General features: G+C 74.0%; 16 protein-coding genes and 1 pseudogene. 6 read left to right on the top strand and 11 right to left on the bottom strand.

Annotated elements, in window-relative coordinates:
- Window positions 1-123 precede the first annotated feature (123 nt).
- Window positions 124-1,734: a protein kinase domain-containing protein gene (locus tag ACJOT3_RS17030; protein ID WP_406973817.1), complete on the top strand. Its 1,611-nt coding sequence runs from the start codon at window positions 124-126 to the stop codon at window positions 1,732-1,734.
- Window positions 1,731-3,722 (top strand): tetratricopeptide repeat protein, encoded by a 1,992-nt coding sequence (locus ACJOT3_RS17025; protein WP_406973816.1) that lies wholly within the window; start codon window positions 1,731-1,733, stop codon window positions 3,720-3,722. Before ACJOT3_RS17030 ends, ACJOT3_RS17025 begins: the two co-directional genes overlap by 4 nt.
- A gap of 23 nt (window positions 3,723-3,745) precedes the next feature.
- On the opposite strand, the gene ACJOT3_RS17020 is transcribed toward ACJOT3_RS17025, so the two are convergent.
- Window positions 3,746-4,006 carry a DUF397 domain-containing protein gene (locus tag ACJOT3_RS17020; protein ID WP_406973815.1) on the bottom strand — a complete coding sequence of 87 codons (261 nt, stop codon included), beginning with the start codon at window positions 4,004-4,006 and terminating at the stop codon, window positions 3,746-3,748.
- Between the two features lie 42 nt (window positions 4,007-4,048).
- On the bottom strand, window positions 4,049-5,053 hold the full coding sequence (locus ACJOT3_RS17015) for a stage II sporulation protein M (protein WP_406973814.1): 1,005 nt from the start codon (window positions 5,051-5,053) through the stop codon (window positions 4,049-4,051).
- 114 nt (window positions 5,054-5,167) lie between these two features.
- On the opposite strand from ACJOT3_RS17015, the gene ACJOT3_RS17010 reads away from it, so the two are divergent.
- On the top strand, window positions 5,168-5,989 hold the full coding sequence (locus ACJOT3_RS17010; RefSeq protein ID WP_406973813.1) for an RDD family protein: 822 nt from the start codon (window positions 5,168-5,170) through the stop codon (window positions 5,987-5,989).
- A 34-nt stretch (window positions 5,990-6,023) separates the two neighbouring features.
- Here the strand turns inward: ACJOT3_RS17010 and ACJOT3_RS17005 are convergent, their stop codons facing one another.
- Window positions 6,024-7,286, bottom strand: coding sequence for an adenosylhomocysteinase (locus ACJOT3_RS17005; protein ID WP_406973812.1), 1,263 nt, complete (start codon window positions 7,284-7,286; stop codon window positions 6,024-6,026).
- An 80-nt stretch (window positions 7,287-7,366) separates the two neighbouring features.
- Window positions 7,367-8,803 (bottom strand): adenosylhomocysteinase, encoded by a 1,437-nt coding sequence (ahcY, locus tag ACJOT3_RS17000; RefSeq protein WP_406973811.1) that lies wholly within the window; start codon window positions 8,801-8,803, stop codon window positions 7,367-7,369.
- A gap of 128 nt (window positions 8,804-8,931) precedes the next feature.
- On the opposite strand from ahcY, the gene ACJOT3_RS16995 reads away from it, so the two are divergent.
- Both ACJOT3_RS16995 and ACJOT3_RS16990 read left to right on the top strand, forming a co-directional pair.
- The gene (locus ACJOT3_RS16995) at window positions 8,932-9,324 is read left to right on the top strand and encodes a MerR family transcriptional regulator (RefSeq protein ID WP_406973810.1); all 393 of its coding nucleotides are present in this window, start codon (window positions 8,932-8,934) and stop codon (window positions 9,322-9,324) included.
- Window positions 9,325-9,429: 105 nt separating this feature from the next.
- The gene (locus ACJOT3_RS16990) at window positions 9,430-10,563 is read left to right on the top strand and encodes a hypothetical protein (protein ID WP_406973809.1); all 1,134 of its coding nucleotides are present in this window, start codon (window positions 9,430-9,432) and stop codon (window positions 10,561-10,563) included.
- Window positions 10,564-10,616: 53 nt separating this feature from the next.
- On the opposite strand, the gene ACJOT3_RS16985 is transcribed toward ACJOT3_RS16990, so the two are convergent.
- The 4 genes from ACJOT3_RS16985 to ACJOT3_RS16970 form a co-directional block, all read right to left on the bottom strand.
- Complete coding sequence (locus ACJOT3_RS16985) at window positions 10,617-11,972, bottom strand: protein kinase domain-containing protein (RefSeq protein WP_406973808.1); 1,356 nt, start codon at window positions 11,970-11,972, stop codon at window positions 10,617-10,619.
- Between the two features lie 194 nt (window positions 11,973-12,166).
- Window positions 12,167-12,343 (bottom strand): Trm112 family protein, encoded by a 177-nt coding sequence (locus ACJOT3_RS16980; protein ID WP_013154764.1) that lies wholly within the window; start codon window positions 12,341-12,343, stop codon window positions 12,167-12,169.
- A 64-nt stretch (window positions 12,344-12,407) separates the two neighbouring features.
- Window positions 12,408-13,760, bottom strand: coding sequence for a phosphomannomutase/phosphoglucomutase (locus tag ACJOT3_RS16975; RefSeq protein ID WP_406973807.1), 1,353 nt, complete (start codon window positions 13,758-13,760; stop codon window positions 12,408-12,410).
- 119 nt (window positions 13,761-13,879) lie between these two features.
- Window positions 13,880-14,254, bottom strand: a complete 375-nt coding sequence (locus ACJOT3_RS16970) for a DUF3499 domain-containing protein (RefSeq protein WP_406973806.1) — start codon at window positions 14,252-14,254, stop codon at window positions 13,880-13,882.
- Window positions 14,255-14,532: 278 nt separating this feature from the next.
- Here ACJOT3_RS16970 and ACJOT3_RS16965 point away from each other — a divergent pair, with 278 nt between their 5' ends.
- The gene (locus ACJOT3_RS16965) at window positions 14,533-14,883 is read left to right on the top strand and encodes a metallopeptidase family protein (protein ID WP_306366280.1); all 351 of its coding nucleotides are present in this window, start codon (window positions 14,533-14,535) and stop codon (window positions 14,881-14,883) included.
- A gap of 82 nt (window positions 14,884-14,965) precedes the next feature.
- Here the strand turns inward: ACJOT3_RS16965 and ACJOT3_RS16960 are convergent, their stop codons facing one another.
- The 3 genes and pseudogenes from ACJOT3_RS16960 to ACJOT3_RS16950 all read right to left on the bottom strand — a co-directional run.
- On the bottom strand, window positions 14,966-16,687 hold the full coding sequence (locus ACJOT3_RS16960; protein ID WP_406973805.1) for a DUF5719 family protein: 1,722 nt from the start codon (window positions 16,685-16,687) through the stop codon (window positions 14,966-14,968).
- A 3-nt stretch (window positions 16,688-16,690) separates the two neighbouring features.
- Window positions 16,691-20,128 carry a glycosyltransferase gene (locus tag ACJOT3_RS16955; RefSeq protein WP_406973804.1) on the bottom strand — a complete coding sequence of 1,146 codons (3,438 nt, stop codon included), beginning with the start codon at window positions 20,126-20,128 and terminating at the stop codon, window positions 16,691-16,693.
- Between the two features lie 323 nt (window positions 20,129-20,451).
- A pseudogene (locus ACJOT3_RS16950) lies at window positions 20,452-20,533 on the bottom strand (WhiB family transcriptional regulator); the annotation flags it as partial.

The following is a 20,533-nucleotide window of genomic DNA, read 5'->3' as shown; positions in this document are numbered from 1 at the left end:
TCCGGGACGGCGCCGGGACACTAGGCTGTCGCCGCCCCCGCCCCCGCCCGCCGCCCGCCATCCCCCGTCACCCACCGTCCCCGCGCCGTTCCGCCGCGGCACTTTCCGCAGAGAGCCCCCACCATGAGCACCAGCGCCGCTCCCCGGCCCCGTTTCCTCCCCCTGTTCGGCGACGACCCCCGGCGCGTCGGGCCGTACCGCCTCCTCGGCCGGGTCGGTGCGGGCCGCCTGGGGACCGTCTACGCGGCCCGGCGGCCCGGCGGCGGACTCGCCGCGGTCAAGGTGGTCTCCCCGGAGGTGTCCGGCGGGCCCGGCCTCCGTGAGCGGTTCGACCGCGAGATCGGCGCCGTCGCCCGGGCACAGGGGCCCCGGCTCCCGGCCCTGCTGGGTGCCGACCCGGCCGCGGACACGCCCTGGCTGGCCGTGGAGTTCGTCCCCGGGGTGACGCTCGACCAGCGGTTGCGGCGGGGACCGCTGCCCGTGTACCTGGTCCCGGGCCTGGCCGTCGGGGTCGCCGAGGCACTGCGCACGATCCACGGGGCCGGAACGGTGCACGGGGACCTCACCCCGGCCAACGTGATGGTGTCCGCGGGCGGGCCGCGGGTGCTCGACCTGGGCATGGTCCGGGTCGCCGCGGACACCGTGCCGGCCGGCACCGGCGGCCCGGCGGGGACCCCCGGGTGGATCGCCCCCGAGCTGTACCGCGGCGCGCAGGCGTCCGCGGCCGCGGACGTGTTCGCCTGGGGCGCCGTGGTGGCGTACGCCGCCACCGGGCGCCCGCCGTTCGGCGACGGTCCGGCGCAGGCGGTGGACCACCGGGCCGCGCACGGCCGGGCGGACCTGGAAGGGGTGCCGCCGGAGCTGCTGCCGCTGGTGCGGGCGGCGCTGGACCCGGACCCGGCGCGGCGTCCTCCCGTCCCGGCGATCCTGGGCGAGCTCACCCGGGGCGAACCCGCCGAGTCCTACCTGGCCCGGACCTGGGCCCGGGTACAGCCGGCCGTGCCGGAGCCGCCGGGCAGGCGCCCCGGGCGCGGGGTCGTCCTGGCCGCGGCGGCGGGGGCGCTGGCCGTGGTCGTGGCGGCCGGGCTGCTGGGCGTCCGCGCCTACCGGGCGGAAGCGGGTCAGGAACCCCCGGCGGAGACCGCGCAGGAGGCCGTGCAGGCGGAGCGGAGCACGCCGGAGGAGCCCGTCGACAGGCCCACCGCATGGGACGAACCCGCTCCGGTGGCGGAGGCCGAGAACGGGGCGTACGTGGCCGTCGCCGGGTTCTACACGCTGTCCGAGGGCGACTCCCGGGTGGAGGGCCTGTCCGGGTACGGGTACGCGCCCGGGGACGAGGTGGCCTTCGTGCAGTCCCTCACCACCGGTACGCGGTTGAGCTACTCCGGCTTCTTCGCCGAGGTGCGCGCCTACGACGGCGGGGTGGAGTTCGTGGCCCTGGAGGAGACGTACCCGCCCGGCCAGGGGGCCGGGGAGGTGGCGTCGAGGATGACCCTGCGCTCCTCGGACGGGTCCTCCTTCCGGCACGAGGCGGCGGAGCCCCGGGAACTCTGGCGGCACGGGGACTCGACGAACAGCGTCGTGCTGTTCCGGTTCCCGGGCGCCCCCGGGCGCGGGCTGCTCACCTTCATGGACGAGGGGTACACGGAGGAGACCATGCTCGCCCCGCCGGTGAGCATCTGCTACGACGCGGCGGAGAACTCCTTCTCCCTGGACTATGAGAGCTGCCTGTGAGCGACGAAGCGCATGTGAACGCGATGAACGCCGACGTGTACGGGCGGCTCATCCAGGCCCGCGACATCCACAACCTCACCGTCAGCACCGGGGAGCGGCCCGCTCCCCCGCCCGGGGCGGACGTGGTGCTGGACCCGCCGCGCCCGGCGACCGCCGTGCGCGGGCGGGAGGAGCTGCTCGGTGAGCTGCTGGCGGAGATGGAGGCCGGGGCGGCCGTGCCGCACGTGCTGACCGGTCCCGGCGGGTTCGGCAAGACCACGGTGGCGGCTGAGCTGGCCGGGCGGGCTCGGGCCCGGGGGCGGACGGTGTTCTGGGTGCGGCCCGGCAGCGTCGCGGCGAGCATGATCGAGGTCGCCGTGGAGCTGGGCGGGTCGCGGCGGGAGGCCGAGGAGGTGCGGACCACCCGGCACCTGGCGATGCGGTGGGTGTGGCGGCACCTGGACAACGCGCCGCGGCCGTGGCTGCTGGTCATCGACAACGCCGACCGCCCCGAGGAGCTGGACCCGGAGAACCGGCCCGGCGACCAGCTGGGGTGGATGCGGGCCAGCCCGGGCGGGTTCGTGGTGGTGACGACGCGGGTGGACGACCCCGCGCAGTGGGCGCCCGCCCGGATCCACCGGGTGGAGCCGCTGGAGGCGGGGGCCGCGGCGTCGGCACTGGCCGACCACGCGGCGCTGGAGGGGACGGCCGGTGCCGGGGAGCTGGCGGAGCGGCTGGGGCGGGTGCCGCTGGCGCTGTCGCTGGCCGGGCGCATCCTGGCGACGCACCGGGTGCTGTTCCCCGACGCCCGCGCGCTGCTGGCGCAGGTGGAGGAGGGCGTGGACCGGCTGGACGAGCTGGCGGCGCCGTTCGTGACCGGGCCGGACGTGGACCGGCGGCTGTTGTCGGGGGTGTGGGACCTGTCGCTGCGGCTGGTGGCGGAGCGGGAGCCGTACGCGCGTCCTTTGCTCCAGGTCCTCTCGGTGCTGGGGCCGAACGCGGTGCCGGTGCCGCTGCGGCGGCTGCCGGTGACGGTACTGGCGACCGGACCGCTGGAGGGCATCGACGAGGTGGGACTGGCCCGCGCCGTCAACGCGCTGGTGGTGCACGGGCTGGTCGCCCTGGGCGAGTACAGCGGGGAGACCGCGCTGCGCATGCACCCGCTGGTGGCGGAGACCGTCCGGGCCGGGATCACGGACGACGCGCTTCCGCAGATCGTGATGGACGTCCTGAGTCACCAGACCCGCTATGACCTCTCCTTGGAGCTTCAGGCCTTCGCCGCTCTGCACAGGCTCTTCGCCCGCATCCACGGCGAACGGCATCCCTCGACGCTGCAGGCGGCTGCGAGCACCCAACGAAAAGCCATGCGGCTCGGCCGCTACAACGAATCGGAGGCGGAACTCCGCCGCCTTGCGGAGGAGGCCGCCTCGATCCTGGGTGACGCCCATCCGACCGCACTCCGTGTCAGGCATTACTGGGCCGACTCGCTCCGGGCCGCGAAACGCCTCGCAGAAGCGGAGGAGGTCTACCTGGAGGTCCTACAGAGCCGCACGGCCACGCTCGGCCCGGACCACCCGGACACTCTGGGGACGCGCCACCAGATCGCCCTCATGACCCTTCTGCGCGGCGACGGGGAGACCGCCGAACGCGAGTTCCTGGCCATCCTCTCGGCCTATGCCGGAAAGGAGGAGGAATGGACCGCCCTCACCGCACTGGAGAACCTCTCCTACATCCGTATGCTGCGGGGGGATTTCGAAGCCGCCGAGGAGGGTTTCGCCCATGTGCGGACCGTGAGGTCGAGGCTCCTCGGGAAACACCACCCCCGGACCATCGACGCCGACTATTACCTTGCCCGCAATGCGGCAGAACGCGGTGACCACGCACGAGCGGCGGTCCTCTTCGACTCGATCGCTCTGGACCGGTCCAAGGCCCTAGGAAAGGAGCACCCTCAAACGCTCCTCGCCCGAGAACACGCGGCCAGGGCCCGGGAGAACGACGGAACCCGTTGACGGTCCTCAGGGTGACACGGCCCTCAGGGTGACACGGCGCTGCTACCGGAGAAGGCGCTCCACTCCCGGAAAGGGACGGTCAGAACGGCCGCCGCACGGTTCTGGGTGTCACGTACCAGCACGATGTCCGGATCATGGAGCGCCACTTCAACGCATCCGTCACCCTCGGCCGAACTGTGGGAGCTCTTGAACCATGACACGGAATCCGTGATCGCGACTTCGACGCATTCACTGTTCTCGACGGAGCTGTGGGGGCTCTTGAACCATCGGGGGGTATCGCTCATGGACCCGATCCTGCCACGCGAAGCCCGGTACCGCAGGGCTTTTCAGGCCACCGGTACCGCCGCCGGGGCGTTGCGGATGTCGCCCGTCTCGCCCTCCAGGTACGCCCGGCGGCCGACCACGAACACGTACAGCAGGAACAGCACCTCCGCCAGCACGCCGATCCCCAGCGCCACCGGCACCGGGATGTGCCCGGCGACCGTGTTCCCGGTGACCAGGCCCTCGATCAGGCCGGAGATGAACAGCACCACCGCCAGCCCCAGCGCCGCCGCGACCGCCGCGCGGCCCTCCTCGCCGAAGGCGCGCAGCCGGGTGCGGTCTCCCGGGGCGATGAGCGACCAGCCCAGCCGCAGGCCGATGCCGCCCGCCACGAACACGGCGGTCAGCTCCAGCAGGCCGTGCGGCAGGATCAGGCCGAAGAACACGTCGCCCCGGCCGTGGCCGATCATCAGCCCGGCCATGGCGCCCACGTTCAGCGCGTTCATCAGCATCACGTACAGCGTCGGCACACCGAACGCCGCGCCGAACACGATGGCCTGCGCCGACACCCACGCGTTGTTGGTCCACACCTGGGCGGCGAAGGAGCCCCGCGGGTTCTCGACGTAGTAGTTCGCGAACTCGTACTCGACCATCTGGGCGACGTACTCGGGGGTGCCGATCGCGTGCATCACCGCGGGGTCGGCGACGATCCACCAGGCCACCGCGGTGGCGACCGCGACGGTGCCCGCGGTCATGCCCAGCCACCACCAGCGCAGCCGGTACAGGATCGCCGGGAAGACCCGGGTGAAGAACCCGGCGATGTCGCGCCAGGCGGGGTCGTGGGCGCCGGTCACCGCGGAGCGGGCGCGGGCGATCAGGGCCGACAGGCGGCCCACCAGGGCGGGGTCCTGGCCGGAGGAGCGCACCACCGAGAGGTGGGTGGACACCCGCTGGTAGAGGTCGACGAGCTCGTCGATCTCGGCGCCGTCGAGGTGGCGGCGTCGGCGGACCAGCTGCTCCAGGCGCTCCCAGTCCCGGGTGTGCGCCGCGGCGAAAACGTCGATATCCACGCAAGGGACCCTATCGTCTCGGCGTGTGGGAGCGCGGCCGATGGGAACGCGGTGCCCGCCCTGCGGGTAGTGTCGGGGGCGAAGGTTCCGTTCGGCCCCGAGGGAGCAGCACCGGTGTCCTATCCCGGCGGTGGTGAGGTGCGCGGCGACGCGTACGGTACGACGCCCCTGGTCACGGGGGACGCGGTGGTCCTGGACCTGCGCGCGGCGGGATTCGCGACCCGGGCGGTCGCCCTGGTCATCGACGTGATCGTGCAGGGCGTGCTCCTGCTCGTGCTGACCGTGCTGGTGATCTGGATGGGCACCGCCGTGGACCCGGCGGCGACCGCCGCGATGGGCCTGGGCGGCTCGATCCTCATCGTCGTCGGCTATCCGACGGCGTTCGAGACCATCTCGCGCGGCCGGTCCCTGGGCAAGATGGCGCTGGGCCTGCGGGTGGTGGGCACCGACGGGACGCCCGAGCGGTTCCGGCAGGCACTGGCGCGGGCGCTGGTCGGGGCCGTCGAGATCTGGATGGCGATGGGCGTGATCGCGCTGATCACGTCGATGCTGAGCAAGGACGGCCGCCGGGTCGGCGACTTCCTGGCGGGCACCATGGTCGTGGAGGAGCGCACCGGGCGCCCCCGCCAGGAGCACATCCCGATGCCGCCGCACCTGATGGGGTGGGCTTCGGGGGCCGACCTGTCCCGGCTGTCCCCGGAGTCGGCCGCGGCGGCCCGCCAGTACGTGCTGCGCTACTACGAGCTGGCCGAGCACACCCGGTACGAGATGGGCGTCCGGCTGGCCGACACGGTGATCGCGCAGATCAGCCCGCCCCCGCCGCCGGGGGTCGCGCCGGTGGACTTCCTCGCGGCCGTGCTGGCCGAGCGGCGCCGCCGCCAGCAGGCCGCCCTCCAGCAGCAACAGCAGCAGCGCCCGCACCGCGCCGGTCCCTGAAGCGCGGGCCCCTGTACTCAGGGGTGCCGGGTACTCAGGGGTGCCAGGAGCGCAGGTAGGACTCCTGGTCGGGGGTGAGGGTGTCGATGGCCACGCCCAGCGCGGCCAGCTCCAGCCCGGCGACCTCGGTGTCGATCTCGTCCGGGACGTCCACGACCCCCGGGGCGAGCTCCGCGTGCGCGCGGGCCAGCCAGGCCGTGGTGAGCGCGTGGGCGGCGAACGACAGGTCCATGACCGCCGCCGGGTGCCCCTCCGCGGCGCCCAGGTTGACCAGGCGCCCCTCGGACAGCAGCAGCACGCGGCGCCCGTCGGCGAACTCGTACTCGTCGGCGTGCTCGCGCACCCCGCGGTCCACGGCGACCGCGAGCCGGTCCAGCGCCGCCAGGTCGATCTCCAGGTCGAAGTGGCCGGAGTTGGCGAGGATCGCGCCGTCGCGCATCAGGGCGAGGTGCTCCTCGCGGATCACGTCGCGGTTGCCGGTGACGGTGATGAACACGTCCCCGACCGGGGCGGCCCGCGCCATGGTGGCGACCGTGTACCCCTGCATGACGGCGTCCAGGGCCTTGACCGGGTCCACCTCGGTGACGATGACGCGGGCGCCCATGCCGCGGGCGCGTTCGGCCAGGCCGCGCCCGCAGTAGCCGAACCCGGCGACGACGACGGTGCGGCCCGCGAGCATGGTGTTGGTGGCCCGCAGGATGCCGTCGATGGTGGACTGCCCGGTGCCGTACCGGTTGTCGAACATGCGCTTGGTGGCGGTGTCGTTGACCGCGACCATGGGCAGCCGCAGCTCGCCCTCGGCGCTCATGCGGCGCAGCCGGATGACACCGGTGGTGGTCTGCTCGCAGCCGCCCAGGACGCCGTCGAGCAGGTCGGGGCGGACGGCGTGCAGGGTGTGGACGAGGTCGCAGCCGTCGTCCAGCAGCAGGTGGGGCCGTGTTTCCAGGACCGTGACCAGGTTGCGGTCGTAGGCGGCGGGGTCCATCCCGGCCCAGGCGTGCACGGCCACCCCGTACTCGGCGACCAGCGCGGCCGCGGTGTCGTCCTGGGTGGAGAGCGGGTTGGAGGCGGCCAGGGCCACCTCGGCGCCGCCCGCGCGCAGGACGCGCAGCAGGTTGGCGGTCTCGGCGGTGACGTGCAGGCAGGCGGCGACGCGCAGCCCGGCCAGCGGCCGTTCGGCGGCGAAGCGCTCGTGCACGCTGCGCAGCACCGGCATGGACCGCTCGGCCCAGGCGACCCGGCGCACCCCGGCCGGGGCCAGGGCCAGGTCGGCGACCTCGTGTGGAGTCCCGGTCATGGAGCCCGTTCTGTGGAGACGGCTCCGGGGCCGGCGTCGGGCGCCGGCCCCGGAGTGCGGAAGGAGCACGGACGTGGCCGCTAGTAGCGGTAGTGGTCCGACTTGTAGGGGCCCTCGACGTCCACGCCGATGTAGGCGGCCTGCTCCTTGCTGAGCTTGGTCAGCTTGACGCCGAGGGCGTCCAGGTGCAGGCGGGCGACCTTCTCGTCGAGGATCTTGGGCAGCGTGTACACGCCGATCGGGTACTCGTCGGGCTTGGTGAACAGCTCGATCTGCGCGATGACCTGGTTGGTGAAGCTGTTGGACATCACGAAGCTGGGGTGGCCGGTGGCGTTGCCCAGGTTGAGCAGGCGGCCCTCGGACAGCACCAGGATGGTGTGGCCGTCGGGGAAGGTCCACTCGTGGACCTGCGGCTTGATCTCCTTCTTGGCGATGCCGGGGACCTTGGCCAGGCCCGCCATGTCGATCTCGTTGTCGAAGTGGCCGACGTTGCCGACGATCGCCTGGTGCTTCATGGCCGACATGTGCTCGGTCATGATGACGTTGAAGTTGCCGGTGGTGGTGATGAAGATGTCACCGGTCCCGACGACGTCCTCCAGGGTGGCGACCTGGTAGCCGTCCATGGCGGCCTGGAGGGCGTTGATCGGGTCGATCTCGGTGACGATGACCCGGGCGCCCTGGCCGCGCAGCGCCTCCGCGGCGCCCTTGCCCACGTCGCCGTAGCCGCAGACCACGGCGACCTTGCCGCCGATGAGGACGTCGGTGGCGCGCATGATGCCGTCGGGCAGCGAGTGGCGGATGCCGTACTTGTTGTCGAACTTGCTCTTGGTGACCGAGTCGTTGACGTTGATCGCCGGGAACGCCAGGTTGCCGTCGCGCTGCATCTCGTACAGGCGCAGGACACCGGTGGTGGTCTCCTCGGTGACGCCCTTGATACGGCCGGCGATGGTCGTCCACTTGGTCGGGTCCTGCTTGAGGCTCGCCTGGAGCAGCTTGAGGACGACCTCGAACTCCTCGCTGTCGGCGGTGGAGGGGTCGGGGACGGCCCCGGCCTTCTCGTACTGGGCGCCCTTGTGGACGAGCATGGTGGCGTCGCCGCCGTCGTCCAGGATCATGTTGGGGCCCTCACCGCCGGGCCAGGTGAGCGCCTGCTCGGTGCACCACCAGTACTCCTCCAGGGTCTCGCCCTTCCAGGCGAAGACCGGGACGCCCTTGGGGTCCTCGACGGTGCCCTCGGGGCCGACGACGACCGCGGCGGCGGCGTGGTCCTGGGTGGAGAAGATGTTGCAGCTGACCCAGCGCACCTCGGCGCCCAGCGCGACCAGGGTCTCGATGAGGACCGCGGTCTGGACGGTCATGTGCAGCGAGCCCATGATGCGGGCGCCCTGGAGCGGCTTGCTGTCACCGTACTCGGCGCGGGTCGCCATGAGGCCGGGCATCTCGTGCTCGGCGAGCCGGATCTCGTCGCGGCCGAAGTCGGCCAGGGACAGGTCGGCGACCTTGAAGTCGAAAGCCATGCGTTCCTCACTCGTGATGGTCGTGGCGCACCTGATTCTAGGCCCGCACGCCCGCCATCAGCACGAATCTGACAATGAGGTGTCAGGTAGCGCCGGATCGGGCCCCGGGCTCGGTTAGGGTCGTCCGCATGGCCCTGGACGACACCTCTACCGCGTACGGCGGTCCCGTGCCCATCTCGGCGGCGGCCGAACGGGTGGGGACGACCCCGCGCATGCTCCGGTACCGGGAAGGCCTGGGGCTGCTGCCCCGCACCCAGGAGCTGCCGACCGGGCGCGGGCACCGGCACCGCCGGTTCACCGACGAGGACCTGCGGACCATCGAGACCGGCCTGGACCTGGAGCGGGAGTTCGACATCCCGCCGGCCGCGCTGGCGTTCGCGCTGCGCGTGCTGTCCGAACCGGAGGTGCTGGCGCGGGTGCGCGCCCACGGCGAGCGGCTGGGCCGGCTGGCCCCGGCGCCGACCCGCGCCCTGGATTTCGAGAAGCAGAAGGCGATGCGCCTGCTGGGCCGCCGCCCCTGACGGAGCAGGTGGGAGCCGGTCCGCGCGTACGGACCGCTTGAGGGGCCGCGGTCAAGGGGTCATCGGGCAGGTTTCGCGGCGGTGCCCACGGGCTACGGAGAAAGCGTGGATACCCTACGCCTCAGCGCGGATCCGGCCCGGCTCCCCGACCGCGTGCGCGACGAGCTGACCGACGTCGACCGGCTGCGCCGGATCTGGTCCGGGCACCGGCAGACCCAGCCCCGCCAGGCGCGCGAGGCCGCGCGCCGGTCCCTGGTGCGCTCCCGGATCGAGGGGGCCGGGGTGGGCGGCGACCTGGCCGGGTTCCTGGAGTCGGCGCTGGCGGACGGGATGGGCGGCCGCGCGCTCACCCCCGAGTACGTGCTGGAACTCGCCGAACGCGTCCACTCCCTGCCCGATCCGGGCCCCTTCCGCGCCCCCGCGACGCCCCTGGTCGAGTTCGGCCACGCCCGTGTCGTGTCCGACCCGGCCGCGCTGGTGGGCCACCCCCTGGTCCGGGCGGCGCACACCTACGCCGAGACGCTGGCGGTCGTCACCGAGCTGGACGGCGGGAACGAGGCGCCGCGGCTGCTGCCCTGGCTGGCCGCCGCGCTGGTGCTGCGCCGGGCGGACCTGCCGCCGCTGCCCCCGGTGCACCCGCCCGCCCACGGCGACATGCCCTTCGACGAACGGCTGGTGCTGACCGCCTCGGCGCTGGCCCGGGCGACCATGAGGGCGCTGCGCGACGAGCTGAGCTGGACGCCGCCGCAGTCGCGGCCCGAGCCCGGGGAGCCGGTGCCGCCGCTGGCGGCGGTGACCGGCCGCCGGGTGCGGGACCACCTGCGCTCGCACCGGGAGTCGGTGGGCCTCATCCTGCGCGGCCTGGACCCGGCGGCGCGGGCCGTGGTGCACACGGGCGATTCCGGCACCGGCGCGGAGGGCCTCTCCGAGGCGGGGCGGGCCGTGCTCACCCCGGGCGCCGCGCACTGGTGGACGACGCTGGAGCTGCTGGTGGACGACGCGACGCTCTCGCTCGTGGTGGTGGTGCAGGAGGTCGGCCGCCCCCGGACGGGGGTGCTGGCGGTGACCGTGGACGGGAGGCTGACCACCCCGGAGGGGGTGCGCGACGTGCCGGGGATCTCGGCGGCCGAGGGTGTCACCCTGATGCCCACCGACTGCGTGGACGACCGCTGGCCGCGGATCCGCGACCTGGTGGACGAGGGCGTGTCCCTGGCGCTGGGCGAGCTCACCCGCGTCTGAGCCCCGGCTCCCACGGGGCCGGGGCGGTGCCCGGGACCCGGCCCGGGCCCACGTCAGGTGACGGAGATGAGCACCAGCAGCAGGACGAGGATGAGGATCGTCATGAGGACCGCCGGGATCACCCAGCTCTGCTGGAGGATCGAGTCCTCCGAGGGCGGCTGCTGCTGCGCCGGCCCCCCATAGGTCTGGTTGGGGTTGCCCGTCACCAGCGGGTTGCCGAACTGCGGCTGCGGCGCCTGCGGGTAGGGGCCGACCGGCCGCGGGTTGGAGGTGCCGGGGTGGCCCGGCATGCCCATTCCGGACTGGGGGTTGGACGTGCCCGGGTGGCCGGGCATCCCCATCCCCGGCTGGGGGTTGGAGGTGCCGGGGTGCGGGTAGCCGGGGTGGCCCTGCACCGGCACGCCGTGCTGGGGGTTGGAGGTCCCCGGGTGGCCGTGCAGGCCCGGGCGGGGGTTGGACACCCCGGGGTGGCCGTGGCCGAACCCGCCCTGGGGCCCGGTCTGCGGGCGCACCGGCATCCGCCCCTGCGGGATGAGGCCGGTCTGGGCGATCTGCTCGCCCTGCTTGACGACGTCCTCGGTGGAGGGCGCCTCCTCGGCGTCCTCGTGGCCGAGCAGGCGCATGAGGAGCTTCTGGGCGGTGGGCCGTTTGGTCGGGTCCTTGCTCAGGCAGGCCGCGACGATGGGGCGCAGGGCCTCGTCGACGCCGTCGATGTCCGGCGGGGCGCTGATGACCCGGTGCACGACCGCGGGGACGGTGTCGGAGCCGAACGGCGCCCGGCCGCTGGAGGCGAACGCGATGACGCAGCCCCAGGCGAAGATGTCGCACTTGTCGGTGATGCCGGTCCCCTCGATCTGCTCGGGCGCCATGTAGGAGGGCGTGCCGACGATCGAGTTGGTCATGGTGGCGGTGCCGTCGTCGACCCGGGCGATGCCGAAGTCGATGACCCGGGGGCCGTCCGGGCCCAGCAGCACGTTGCCGGGCTTGAAGTCGCGGTGGACGATCCCGGCCTTGTGGATGGCGACGAGCGCGGTGGCGGTGGAGACCGCGAGCCGCTGGAGCGCCGAGCCGCGCAGCGGGGCGCCCTTGGCGACCGTCTCCTGGAGGTCCTTGCCGGGCACGAACTCGCTGACCACGTAGGGCGGGTCGCTGTCGAGCCGGGCGTCGATGATCGCGGCGGTGCAGAAGGACGCGACCTTCTGCGCGGCGCGGACCTCCTTCTCGAACCGCTTGCGCAGGTCGCTGTCGCGGGACCACTGGTCGTTGAGGACCTTGACCGCGACCTCCTCGCCCTGGGGGTCCTCGGCCAGGTACACGATGCCCTGGCCGCCCTTGCCCAGGCGCCCGGTCACGCTGTAGTCGCCGAACGCGGTGGGATCGCTCGGCTGTAGCGAGTCGGAACCGGGCATCGGTGTCCTCCAGGGAGGTCGTGTTGAGCGGGGTGGGCACGAACAGGGTACGGCTTGCGGGGGTATGGGGTGGTGCGTCCCCGACCCCCGGAGACGAAGTCTCTCACTTCGCCGTACCCGCTATGACTACCGGAACGGTCATAACGTTCCATCCGGGTCCGACAGAATCGGAACCCGCCCCGCCTGCGGCGCCCTCAGCCGATCTTGCGGGCCTCGTCGACCAGCAGGACGGGGATGCCGTCCCGGATCGGGTAGGCCAGGCCGCTCTCGTCGCAGACCAGCTCGTCGGTCTCGGGGTCGTGGCGCAGCGGGGCCTGGCTCTGCGGGCAGGCCAGGATCTCCAGCAGCCAGCCGTCGATCTTCGTGCTCATGGTCCTCGTTCCTCGTCGTGCGGGGTGGGACGGCGCACGCCCCACCCCTCCATCATGCCCCCTCTCAGGAGCGGACGATGGCCAGCACCTCGTCGCGCAGGGCGTCGACGGCGGCCTCGTCGGGGGCCTCGACGTTGAGCCGCAGCAGCGGCTCGGTGTTGGAGGCCCGCAGGTTGAACCAGGAGCCGTCGGGCAGCGCGACGGTCAGGCCGTCCAGCTCGTCGACCTCGGCGCCCTCGCGTCCGGCGAACTCGGCGCGCACCGCGGCCGCGCGGTCGGCCGCGTCGGCGACCTCGGAGTTGACCTCCCCCGAGGAGGCGTAGCGCGAGTACTCGGCGGTGATCTCCGACAGCGGCCGCCCGTCGGTGCCCAGCACGCGCAGGACGTGCATGGCGGCGAGCATGCCGGTGTCGGCCTTCCAGAAGTCGCGGAAGTAGTAGTGGGCGGAGTGTTCGCCGCCGAACACCGCGCCCGTCTCGGCCATGGTGGCCTTGATGTAGGAGTGGCCCACGCGGGTGCGCACCGGGACGCCGCCGTGCTCGCGGACGATCTCGGGGACGGCGTGGGAGGTGATGAGGTTGTGGATGACCGTCGCGCCGGGGTTCTTGGCCAGCTCCTGCACGGCGACCAGGGCGGTGATGGCCGAGGGCGGCACGGCGTCGCCGTGCTCGTCCACGACGAAGCAGCGGTCGGCGTCGCCGTCGAAGGCCAGGCCGATGTCGGCGCCGGTCTCGCGGACCTTCTCCTGGAGGTCCACGATGTTGGCCGGGTCCAGGGGGTTGGCCGGGTGGTTGGGGAAGGTGCCGTCGAGCTCGAAGTAGAGCGGCACGACCTCCAGCGGCAGGCCCTGCTCCAGGACGGCGGGGACGGTGTGGCCGCCCATGCCGTTGCCCGCGTCGACGACGACCTTGAGGGGCCGGATCCCGGACAGGTCCACCAGGGTGCGCAGGTGGTCGGCGTACCCGGCGAGCAGGTCCCGCTCGGTGACCGTCCCGGCCGGGCCGTCGTGGGCGGGCACGCCCTCCTCGGCCAGCCGGCGGATCTCGGCCAGGCCGGTCTCGGCGCTGATGGGGGCGGCCCCGGCCCGGCACATCTTGATGCCGTTGTACTGGGCGGGGTTGTGGCTGGCGGTGAACATCGCGCCGGGCAGGTCGAGCACGCCGGAGCCGTAGTACAGCAGGTCTGTGGAGCCCAGCCCGGCGAAGACCACGTCGACGCCCTGGGAGGTGACCCCGTCGGCGAAGGCGCGGGCGAGCTCGGGCGAGGAGGGGCGCATGTCGTGGGCGACCACGACCCCCGGTCCGCCGACGACCCGGGCGAAGGCCGCCCCGATCGCCCGGGAGATGTCCGCGTCCAAAGTGTCGGGGATCACACCGCGTACGTCGTATGCCTTGAAGATGCCTGCGAGGTCTGCCACGTCTTCTCCGGCCGGATCGGTCCTGCTCCGAATGGTCATGCCGCGCGGGCGCGCCCGCGCGCGGTACCAACCTAGCAAGGGGACCGGTCGCCCTCCGTGGCGAGGGCGCGCCGGTGTCCTCAGGTGCGGGGGTCCGGTCGGGACGGGTCGGAGCGGACGACTCTCAGGTGTCCGCGGCGCATGCCGTCGGCGCCTTCGGCGTCGTCGGCCGGTCGGGCGGGCGGACGCGCCGCCTCACGTACGGCGTCCGCGAGGGCCTCCAGGTCGTCGCTTCCGGGACCTCCGCCCGCCGTCTCGACGGGGAGCCTGACGACCTCCCAGCCGCGCGGCGCCGTCAGGCGGTCGGCGTGCATGGCGCAGAGGTCGTAGCAGTGCGGTTCCACGTAGGCGGCGAGCGGACCGAGGACGGCCGTCGAGTCGGCGTAGACGTACGTGAGCGTGAAGACGGCGGGTTGCCGGCAGGCGGTTCGGGAGCAGCGTCGAACAGGGCTCACAGCGTTCGACTGTATGCCTTTACTGAGGGACACGCCAGCATCGTTCCACGACCTGGTCTGTTTCGTGGTGTCCAACGCGATACCGGTGCCGGACCGGGCCCTGCCGGGGCGCTCCGGGGGGCCGAACGATCGCCGGGAGATCGCCGGGCGGTACGGGGCTACGCGAGGCGCCCGTGATGGCTTAGTCTCAAAGGGTGCGACGAGTGCGCCCTTCCCATGGCCAACCTGACCGAGTGCGACGCCGGGACCGCCGCGGCCGAGGCATCCGCGGTCCTCTCGTGCCCTCCGACCTTCCGGTGTTCCGCAGCCGTGCGCAGGCGTTCGACGACCTCGTGCTGGACGCGGTCGAACGCCTGGAGCGGTTGTGGGCGCGCGAGCTGGCGAACGTCGACTTCCTCGTGGAGGACGTCCCCCCGGTTCCGCCCCGGGGCCCCCTGACCGAGGCGATCCCCTTCTCCCGACTGGAGACCGATCCCTCGGGCCGGGCCCGCATCGTGGTGTACCGGCGTCCGCTGGAGATCCGGACCAAGGACCCGGAGGAGATGGCACTCCTCGTCCACGAGACCGTGGTCGAGGAGGTCGCCAACCTGCTCGGTGTGGAACCGGAGTCGGTCGACCCCGAGAGCTGACCGGCTCGGTTTCCCTACCTCGGGCCCGGAGGCGGCGGCCCGCACCGCCCGCCGCCGGGCCCCCACCCCTGTGCTGTGTCCGTCAGGGCACCATGCCGACCATCGTGTCGCGCACGACCGGCAGGGCCACCTCCACCGGCGCCGGGCGCACCGGCAGCGCGCTGCGGGCGTCGCCGTCGGCGAGGATCCGGGCGACGTACAGCGGCCCCGAACCCTCCAGCAGGTCCAGGCGGACCGCGTAGCCGTCCTCGGGGTCGGTGCCCTCCGGCGCCGCCCAGCCCTCGTCCTGCCCGCCGAACACGACGGTGGTGCCCGCGGCGACCTCGGTGCGGACCGCGTCCCCCTGGGTGCCGTCGGCGCCGATGGGGGTGGCCATCAGCCGGACGTCGCCCTCGGGGGCCGTGAGCACGAGCCGGGTGGTGGTGCCCGCCGGGGAGTCGGGCAGCACCGCCGTGGTGTCCAGCGGGAAGGACAGCGGCGGCACGGCCGCGGTGTAGGCGGTCTCCAGGATCTCCGGGGTCTCCTCGGGGTCGTCGGGGGCGTCGGTGAACTCGGCGGCCACCCCGGCGACCACGGGCACGTCGGACTCCAGCACGACGGCTCCGGCCTGCCCGCCCAGGACGGCGTCCAGGCTGATCCGGGCGGAGGCCGCCGGGGGGACCCGCAGCTCCAGGGGGTCGGTCGCGGTGCCCGCGGCCGCCGAGGCGTCCTCCTCGCCCTCCGCGGCCTCGTCCTCTGCCTCTTCCGCGTCCTCCGCGGAGTCGTCGCGCTCGGGCCCGATGACGTGGACGCGCACCACGGCGGGCTCGTCGCCCGGGGAGGCGACGACGAGGTGGCGGCGCCCGCCGCCGGACGGGACGCCCGGGATCACGTGCTCGCGGGCCGGGGCGGCGGTGGGCGGGACCCAGTCGGTGAAGCCCTCGACGTGCTCGGCGCGCAGGGAGGCGGCGACCCGGCCGGTGCTGGTGCGCACCTGCACGCCGATGCCGCCGATGCTCTGCGCCAGCTCGGTGATGTCCAGCTCGGTGGACCGCCCGGGCAGCAGGGAGATGCCGCGGCTGTCGAGGGAGTAGGACGGCCCGCCGCTGGTGTGGATGTCCAGGCTGACGGTGGCCCGGGAGGTCTCGGGGTTGGTGAGGTGGACGGTGATCCGCTCCAGCCGGACGCCCTCGGAGTCGCCGCCGCCGGGCAGGGCGAACCAGGTGCTCACCGAGGGCTCGGCGCAGCGCACCTCGGTGACGCCGTCGGAGGCGACGGTGGTCTGGGCCGACTCCAGGCCGGAGGCGAGGGAGCCCCGGGCGTGGATGGCGGTGGGCTCGACGGCGTCGGAGGTGTCGACGCCCCACACGTTGCCGGGCTCGGTGAGCTCCTCGCCCAGGAGCAGGTCGGGGTCGGGGGCGCCGCTGGTGCCGGTGGTGGTGCTCTGCGCGTCGGAGCCGGCCCGTCCCGAGGTGCCGCCGGTCTCCTCGGCCCCTTCGGTCCCCTCGGCCTCTTCGTTCTCCTCCTCGTCGCCGTCTTCGGCGCCCTCCGGGTCCTCGTCGACGGACGCGACCGGGACGGCCCACAGGCCGCCGGTGTCGTCCCGGCTGACCCGGGGCGCGAACGCGGCGACGGAGCTGTCGGCGTCCGTGTCGTGCGGCGCCGGGCAGACCCGCAGCGTGTGGGAGGGGCGGGCGGTACCGGGTTCGGTGACACCGAGTTCGGCGGTCACCGGCCGGGTGGCCACGGCGATGCCGAACAGCGCGGCCAGGGCCAGCGCGACCAGCCCGAACAGCGCGAACCGATTCTCCACGATCAGTCGCACGGCCTACTCCTCCCTCTCGTCGCCGGCGGCGTCCGCGCCGTCCCGGGTGGGACCGGACCGGCGCCGCCCCTTGCGGCGGGTGCCGCGGCGGCGGCCGCGCACCGTCGAGATCGACCCGGTGTCGGTGACGGTGAACTCCCCGGTGGCGGGGTCCTCCGGCTCCCCGTCCGGCGGCGGCTCCCCGCCGTCGGACCCGGCCCCGGGTCCGGACGCGGGCTCGGGCACGGGCACGGGCTCGGCGGCGGTGCGCGCCCGCGAGCCGCGGCGGCCGCGGCGCGCCGCGCCCAGCCCCGCGGGGCGCCGGGGGCGGGGGGTGGGGGTGGACTCGATGAGCCGGGCGTCCTCCTCGGTGCGCACCCCCGGGGCGGCCAGGACCGCGACGACGAGCAGCAGTACGCCCTGGGTGACCACCCAGGCGGTGTGCACGGGGTCGGTGTGCCACACCCGGAGCTCGCCGCTCTGCACCGGCAGCGCCCAGGTCTGGGTTCCGCCCGGTCCCTCGACCGGGGTCAGCTCGGTGCCGTCGATGCCGGCCCGCCAGCCGTCCCCGGCGGTCTCGGCCAGGGCCAGGCGGCGGCCGGTGCCGCCCTCCCCCACCTGCGCGGTGAAGTCGTGGCCGGGGCCGCTCACCCGCAGGGGCTCGGTCTCCAGGCCGTCCTCGGAGACCACGCGCAGCCGCCCGGTGGGCTCGGCCAGCCGCCACAGGCCGTAGCGGTCGGACAGCGACTCCCGCATCAGCCCGGGAGTGCCGTCCAGCATGTCCACGATGGTGACGTCGGCGAGCGTGCCGTCCTCCGGGCGGGGATAGAGCACGTACTGGATGCCGTGGTCGGCCAGGACGCGCAGCCGTTCGCCGCCCTGGCCGATGGCCAGCTCGGCGACGGCCCGGTCCACGGCGGCCCGGGAGGCCTCGTCGGGGCGGATGCGCTCCTCCCCCAGGCGGGGTTCGCGGCCGCGGACGACGGTGTAGTCCACGCCGCCCTCGCCGTCGGGGGTGACGACGAGGGTGCGCGGTTCGGTGCCGTCGTCGCTCAGGCCCACGCCGCCGCCGACCAGGGTGCCGGGCAGGACCGGCGCGGCACGCGCGGTGAGGGGCCCGTCCACGCCCTCCCACATCCACAGGCCCGCCCCGGCCAGGGGTGTGGTGACGGCGAGCAGGGCGACGCCGACGGCGAAGGCCCGGCGCGGGCCGCCCAGGGACAGCATGGTGCGGAAGGCGCGGGCCGCGGTGGCCGCCGACAGCAGCACGGCCGTGGCGGCGAAGGTCAGCGCCACCCCGGGCCAGACCGCCGCGGGCGGGCCGCCGAAGTGGGGTTCGACCACCAGGCGTGCGGTGAGGACCGCGACGAGCAGGCCGAACACGGCGAGGGACCAGCCCGCGGCGACCAGGACGCGGTTGCGCAGGAGCAGCAGCGCGCACAGGGCGGCGGCCAGCAGCCCCGCGGTCACCCAGACCGGGGGCGCGCCGGGGCCGCCCGGGGAGAGCATGAGCAGCTGTTCGGGGGTGGCGCCCGGCTCCGACAGCTCGGGCCGGTGCAGCCCGGCCTCCAGCAGCCACTGGGTGGGGTGCAGCAGCAGGTCCAGGGTCCACGGCATCAGCATGACCAGGGGGACGCCCAGGGCGATACCGACGGCGGCGTAGAGGCGGCGGCCCAGGTGGCTGAAGGCCGCCGCGACCAGCAGCCCGGTGACCAGCGCCAGCGGCCACACGAGGGGGACGAACGCGGTGGCCACGGCCAGGGTCAGGCCCAGCCCCCAGGCGGCCCGCCGGGAGTGCTTGGGGGGCATGGACACCACGCGGATGAGCAGCAGGCCCAGCACCGGCATGAGCATGTGGACCACCGCGGTGCCCAGGCGCCCCTGGGCGATCGCCCCGGTGGCGACCGGCAGCAGCGCGTAGGAGGCGGCCATCCACACCCGGGCGGGCCGGTAGCCGAGCACCTCGCGGGCGAGCAGGTAGGCGGTGGCCCCGGCCAGGGGCACGGAGCCGAGCAGGAGCACGGAGACCGCGATCCAGGGCTTGCCGAGGGTGACCGTGGACACCAGGGCGAGGATCCCGACGTAGGGCGGGACCGCGCCGTCGGAGCCCAGGCCGGTGTCGGGGGCGCCGGACAGGTAGAGGTTCCACAGGTCGGCGGCGCTGCCCGCGACGGGCGGCAGGGCGCCGCCGGCCAGCAGGGAGCCGAAGAGCAGGGAGCGCTCGGCGACCAGCGCGACCACGGTCAGCGCGATGACGAGCAGCGGGCCCGGGCGCAGCACCACCCGGCGCAGGAAGCTCCCGGTGTCGGTGGGCGCCTCCTCGTCCTCGGGCGCGGAGGCGGGGGCGGTGGTGACGGCCTGGTGGCGGCCGGCGGTGTCGATCACCGGCTCACCGGAGAGCACCCCGGTGAGGAAGTCGGCGAACTGGCGCATCGCCACACCGCGCGCCAGGTAGGGGCGGATGGCGCTGTAGGTGCGGCGGCGGTCGCGGCGGCGCCGGAAGCGGGCCCGCAGCAGCTTGTCCGGCCGAAGGTAGACCAGGGTGATCGCGGCCGCCTCGTCCAGGGCGTTGGCGGGCTGCTTCATGAACAGGTACATGACCACGCGCAGCAGCGACCCGACGGAGTTGCGCAGCAGGGCCGCGAGCATGCCGCCGAAGGGCAGGTTGGCCAGCAGCACGAACACGGCGTGCCTGCGGTCCACCCGGCGCGGGTGGTTGCGGGTGGCGCCGATGGGCCGCCGCCGGCGGGCGGAGGCCTCGGCGTGGTAGGCGACGGCCTCGGTGACGATGAGGACGTGCAGTCCGGCGCCGCCCACCCGCCAGCAGAAGTCGATGTCGTCGCGGAACAGCGGCAGGGCGCGGTCGAAGCCGCGCAGGCGCTCCCACACGTCGCGGCGGACCAGCATGCCCGCGCTGGACACGGCCAGGACCTGGCAAGTGCCGTCGTGCTGGCCGTGGTCGAACTCGCGCGGTTCCAGCCCGGTCTCGCGGCGTCCGGCGCCGTCGATGGTGACGCCGATCTCGATGAGCAGGCGGCGGTCGAACCAGTCGCGGAGCTTGGGCCCCAGGACGGCGGCGCGCGGGTCGCGGTCGGCGGCGGCCAGGAGGTGGGCGAGGGCGTCCTCGTCGGGGGCGAGGTCGTCGTGGATGAGCCAGATCCACTCGGTGGCGTCCTCGTCGAATCCGCGCACCTCGGAGGTGGAGCGGGGCAGTTCGAGGGCGGCTCGCACGGCGTCGCCGTAGCCCGTGCGGGCGGGCAGCCCGACGATCGCGTCCGGGGGCAGGTATTCGTGGAGGACGTCCACGCCGCCGTCGGTGCTGCCGGTGTCGGCGGCCACGGCGCGCTGCACCGGGCGGCTCTGGGCGCGCAGTGCGGCCATGGTGTCCGGCAGCCACCGCGCCCCGTCGTGGGACACGATGACCGCGGTCACGACGTGTCGGGCTGAGTCGAGGTCGAGCACGGCTGTGGTGGGTTCTCTCCGAGGGAAGGGACGGTCCTCCCGGGCGCCGGGGCCGATGGCGGGGGCGCCGGGGCGGTGGGCGTGCGGTCACGCCGGATCCCGACCACGGGTCGGGTGGGGCACGGGTGCGTGCGGGACATCACCCTACGCCACCCCGCACCATTGCGTACCTATTCACCCCGGTCCGCATGACTGGGGACTTATCCCCCTATTCGCCATTGAAGGGTTGTGCGCGCCAAACCTCACCTTAGGCCCGAACGGTCGGGAACATGAAAAAAGCGCGCCCGGGCTCGTGGCCCGGGCGCGCTTCACGCGCGCGCACGCTACAGCATGTCCGCCAGGAAATCGAAATCCCCTCCGGCGGCTTTCTTCAGCCTTCGGCGCTCGCGCTCGGAGAGTCCCCCC

Origin of the sequence: Nocardiopsis protaetiae, from assembly GCF_045446735.1 — a bacterium.
GTDB classification, from domain to species: domain Bacteria; phylum Actinomycetota; class Actinomycetes; order Streptosporangiales; family Streptosporangiaceae; genus Nocardiopsis; species Nocardiopsis protaetiae.
The sequence above is the reverse complement of the archived record's forward strand: the minus strand, read 5'-3'. Positions and strand labels throughout refer to the sequence as shown.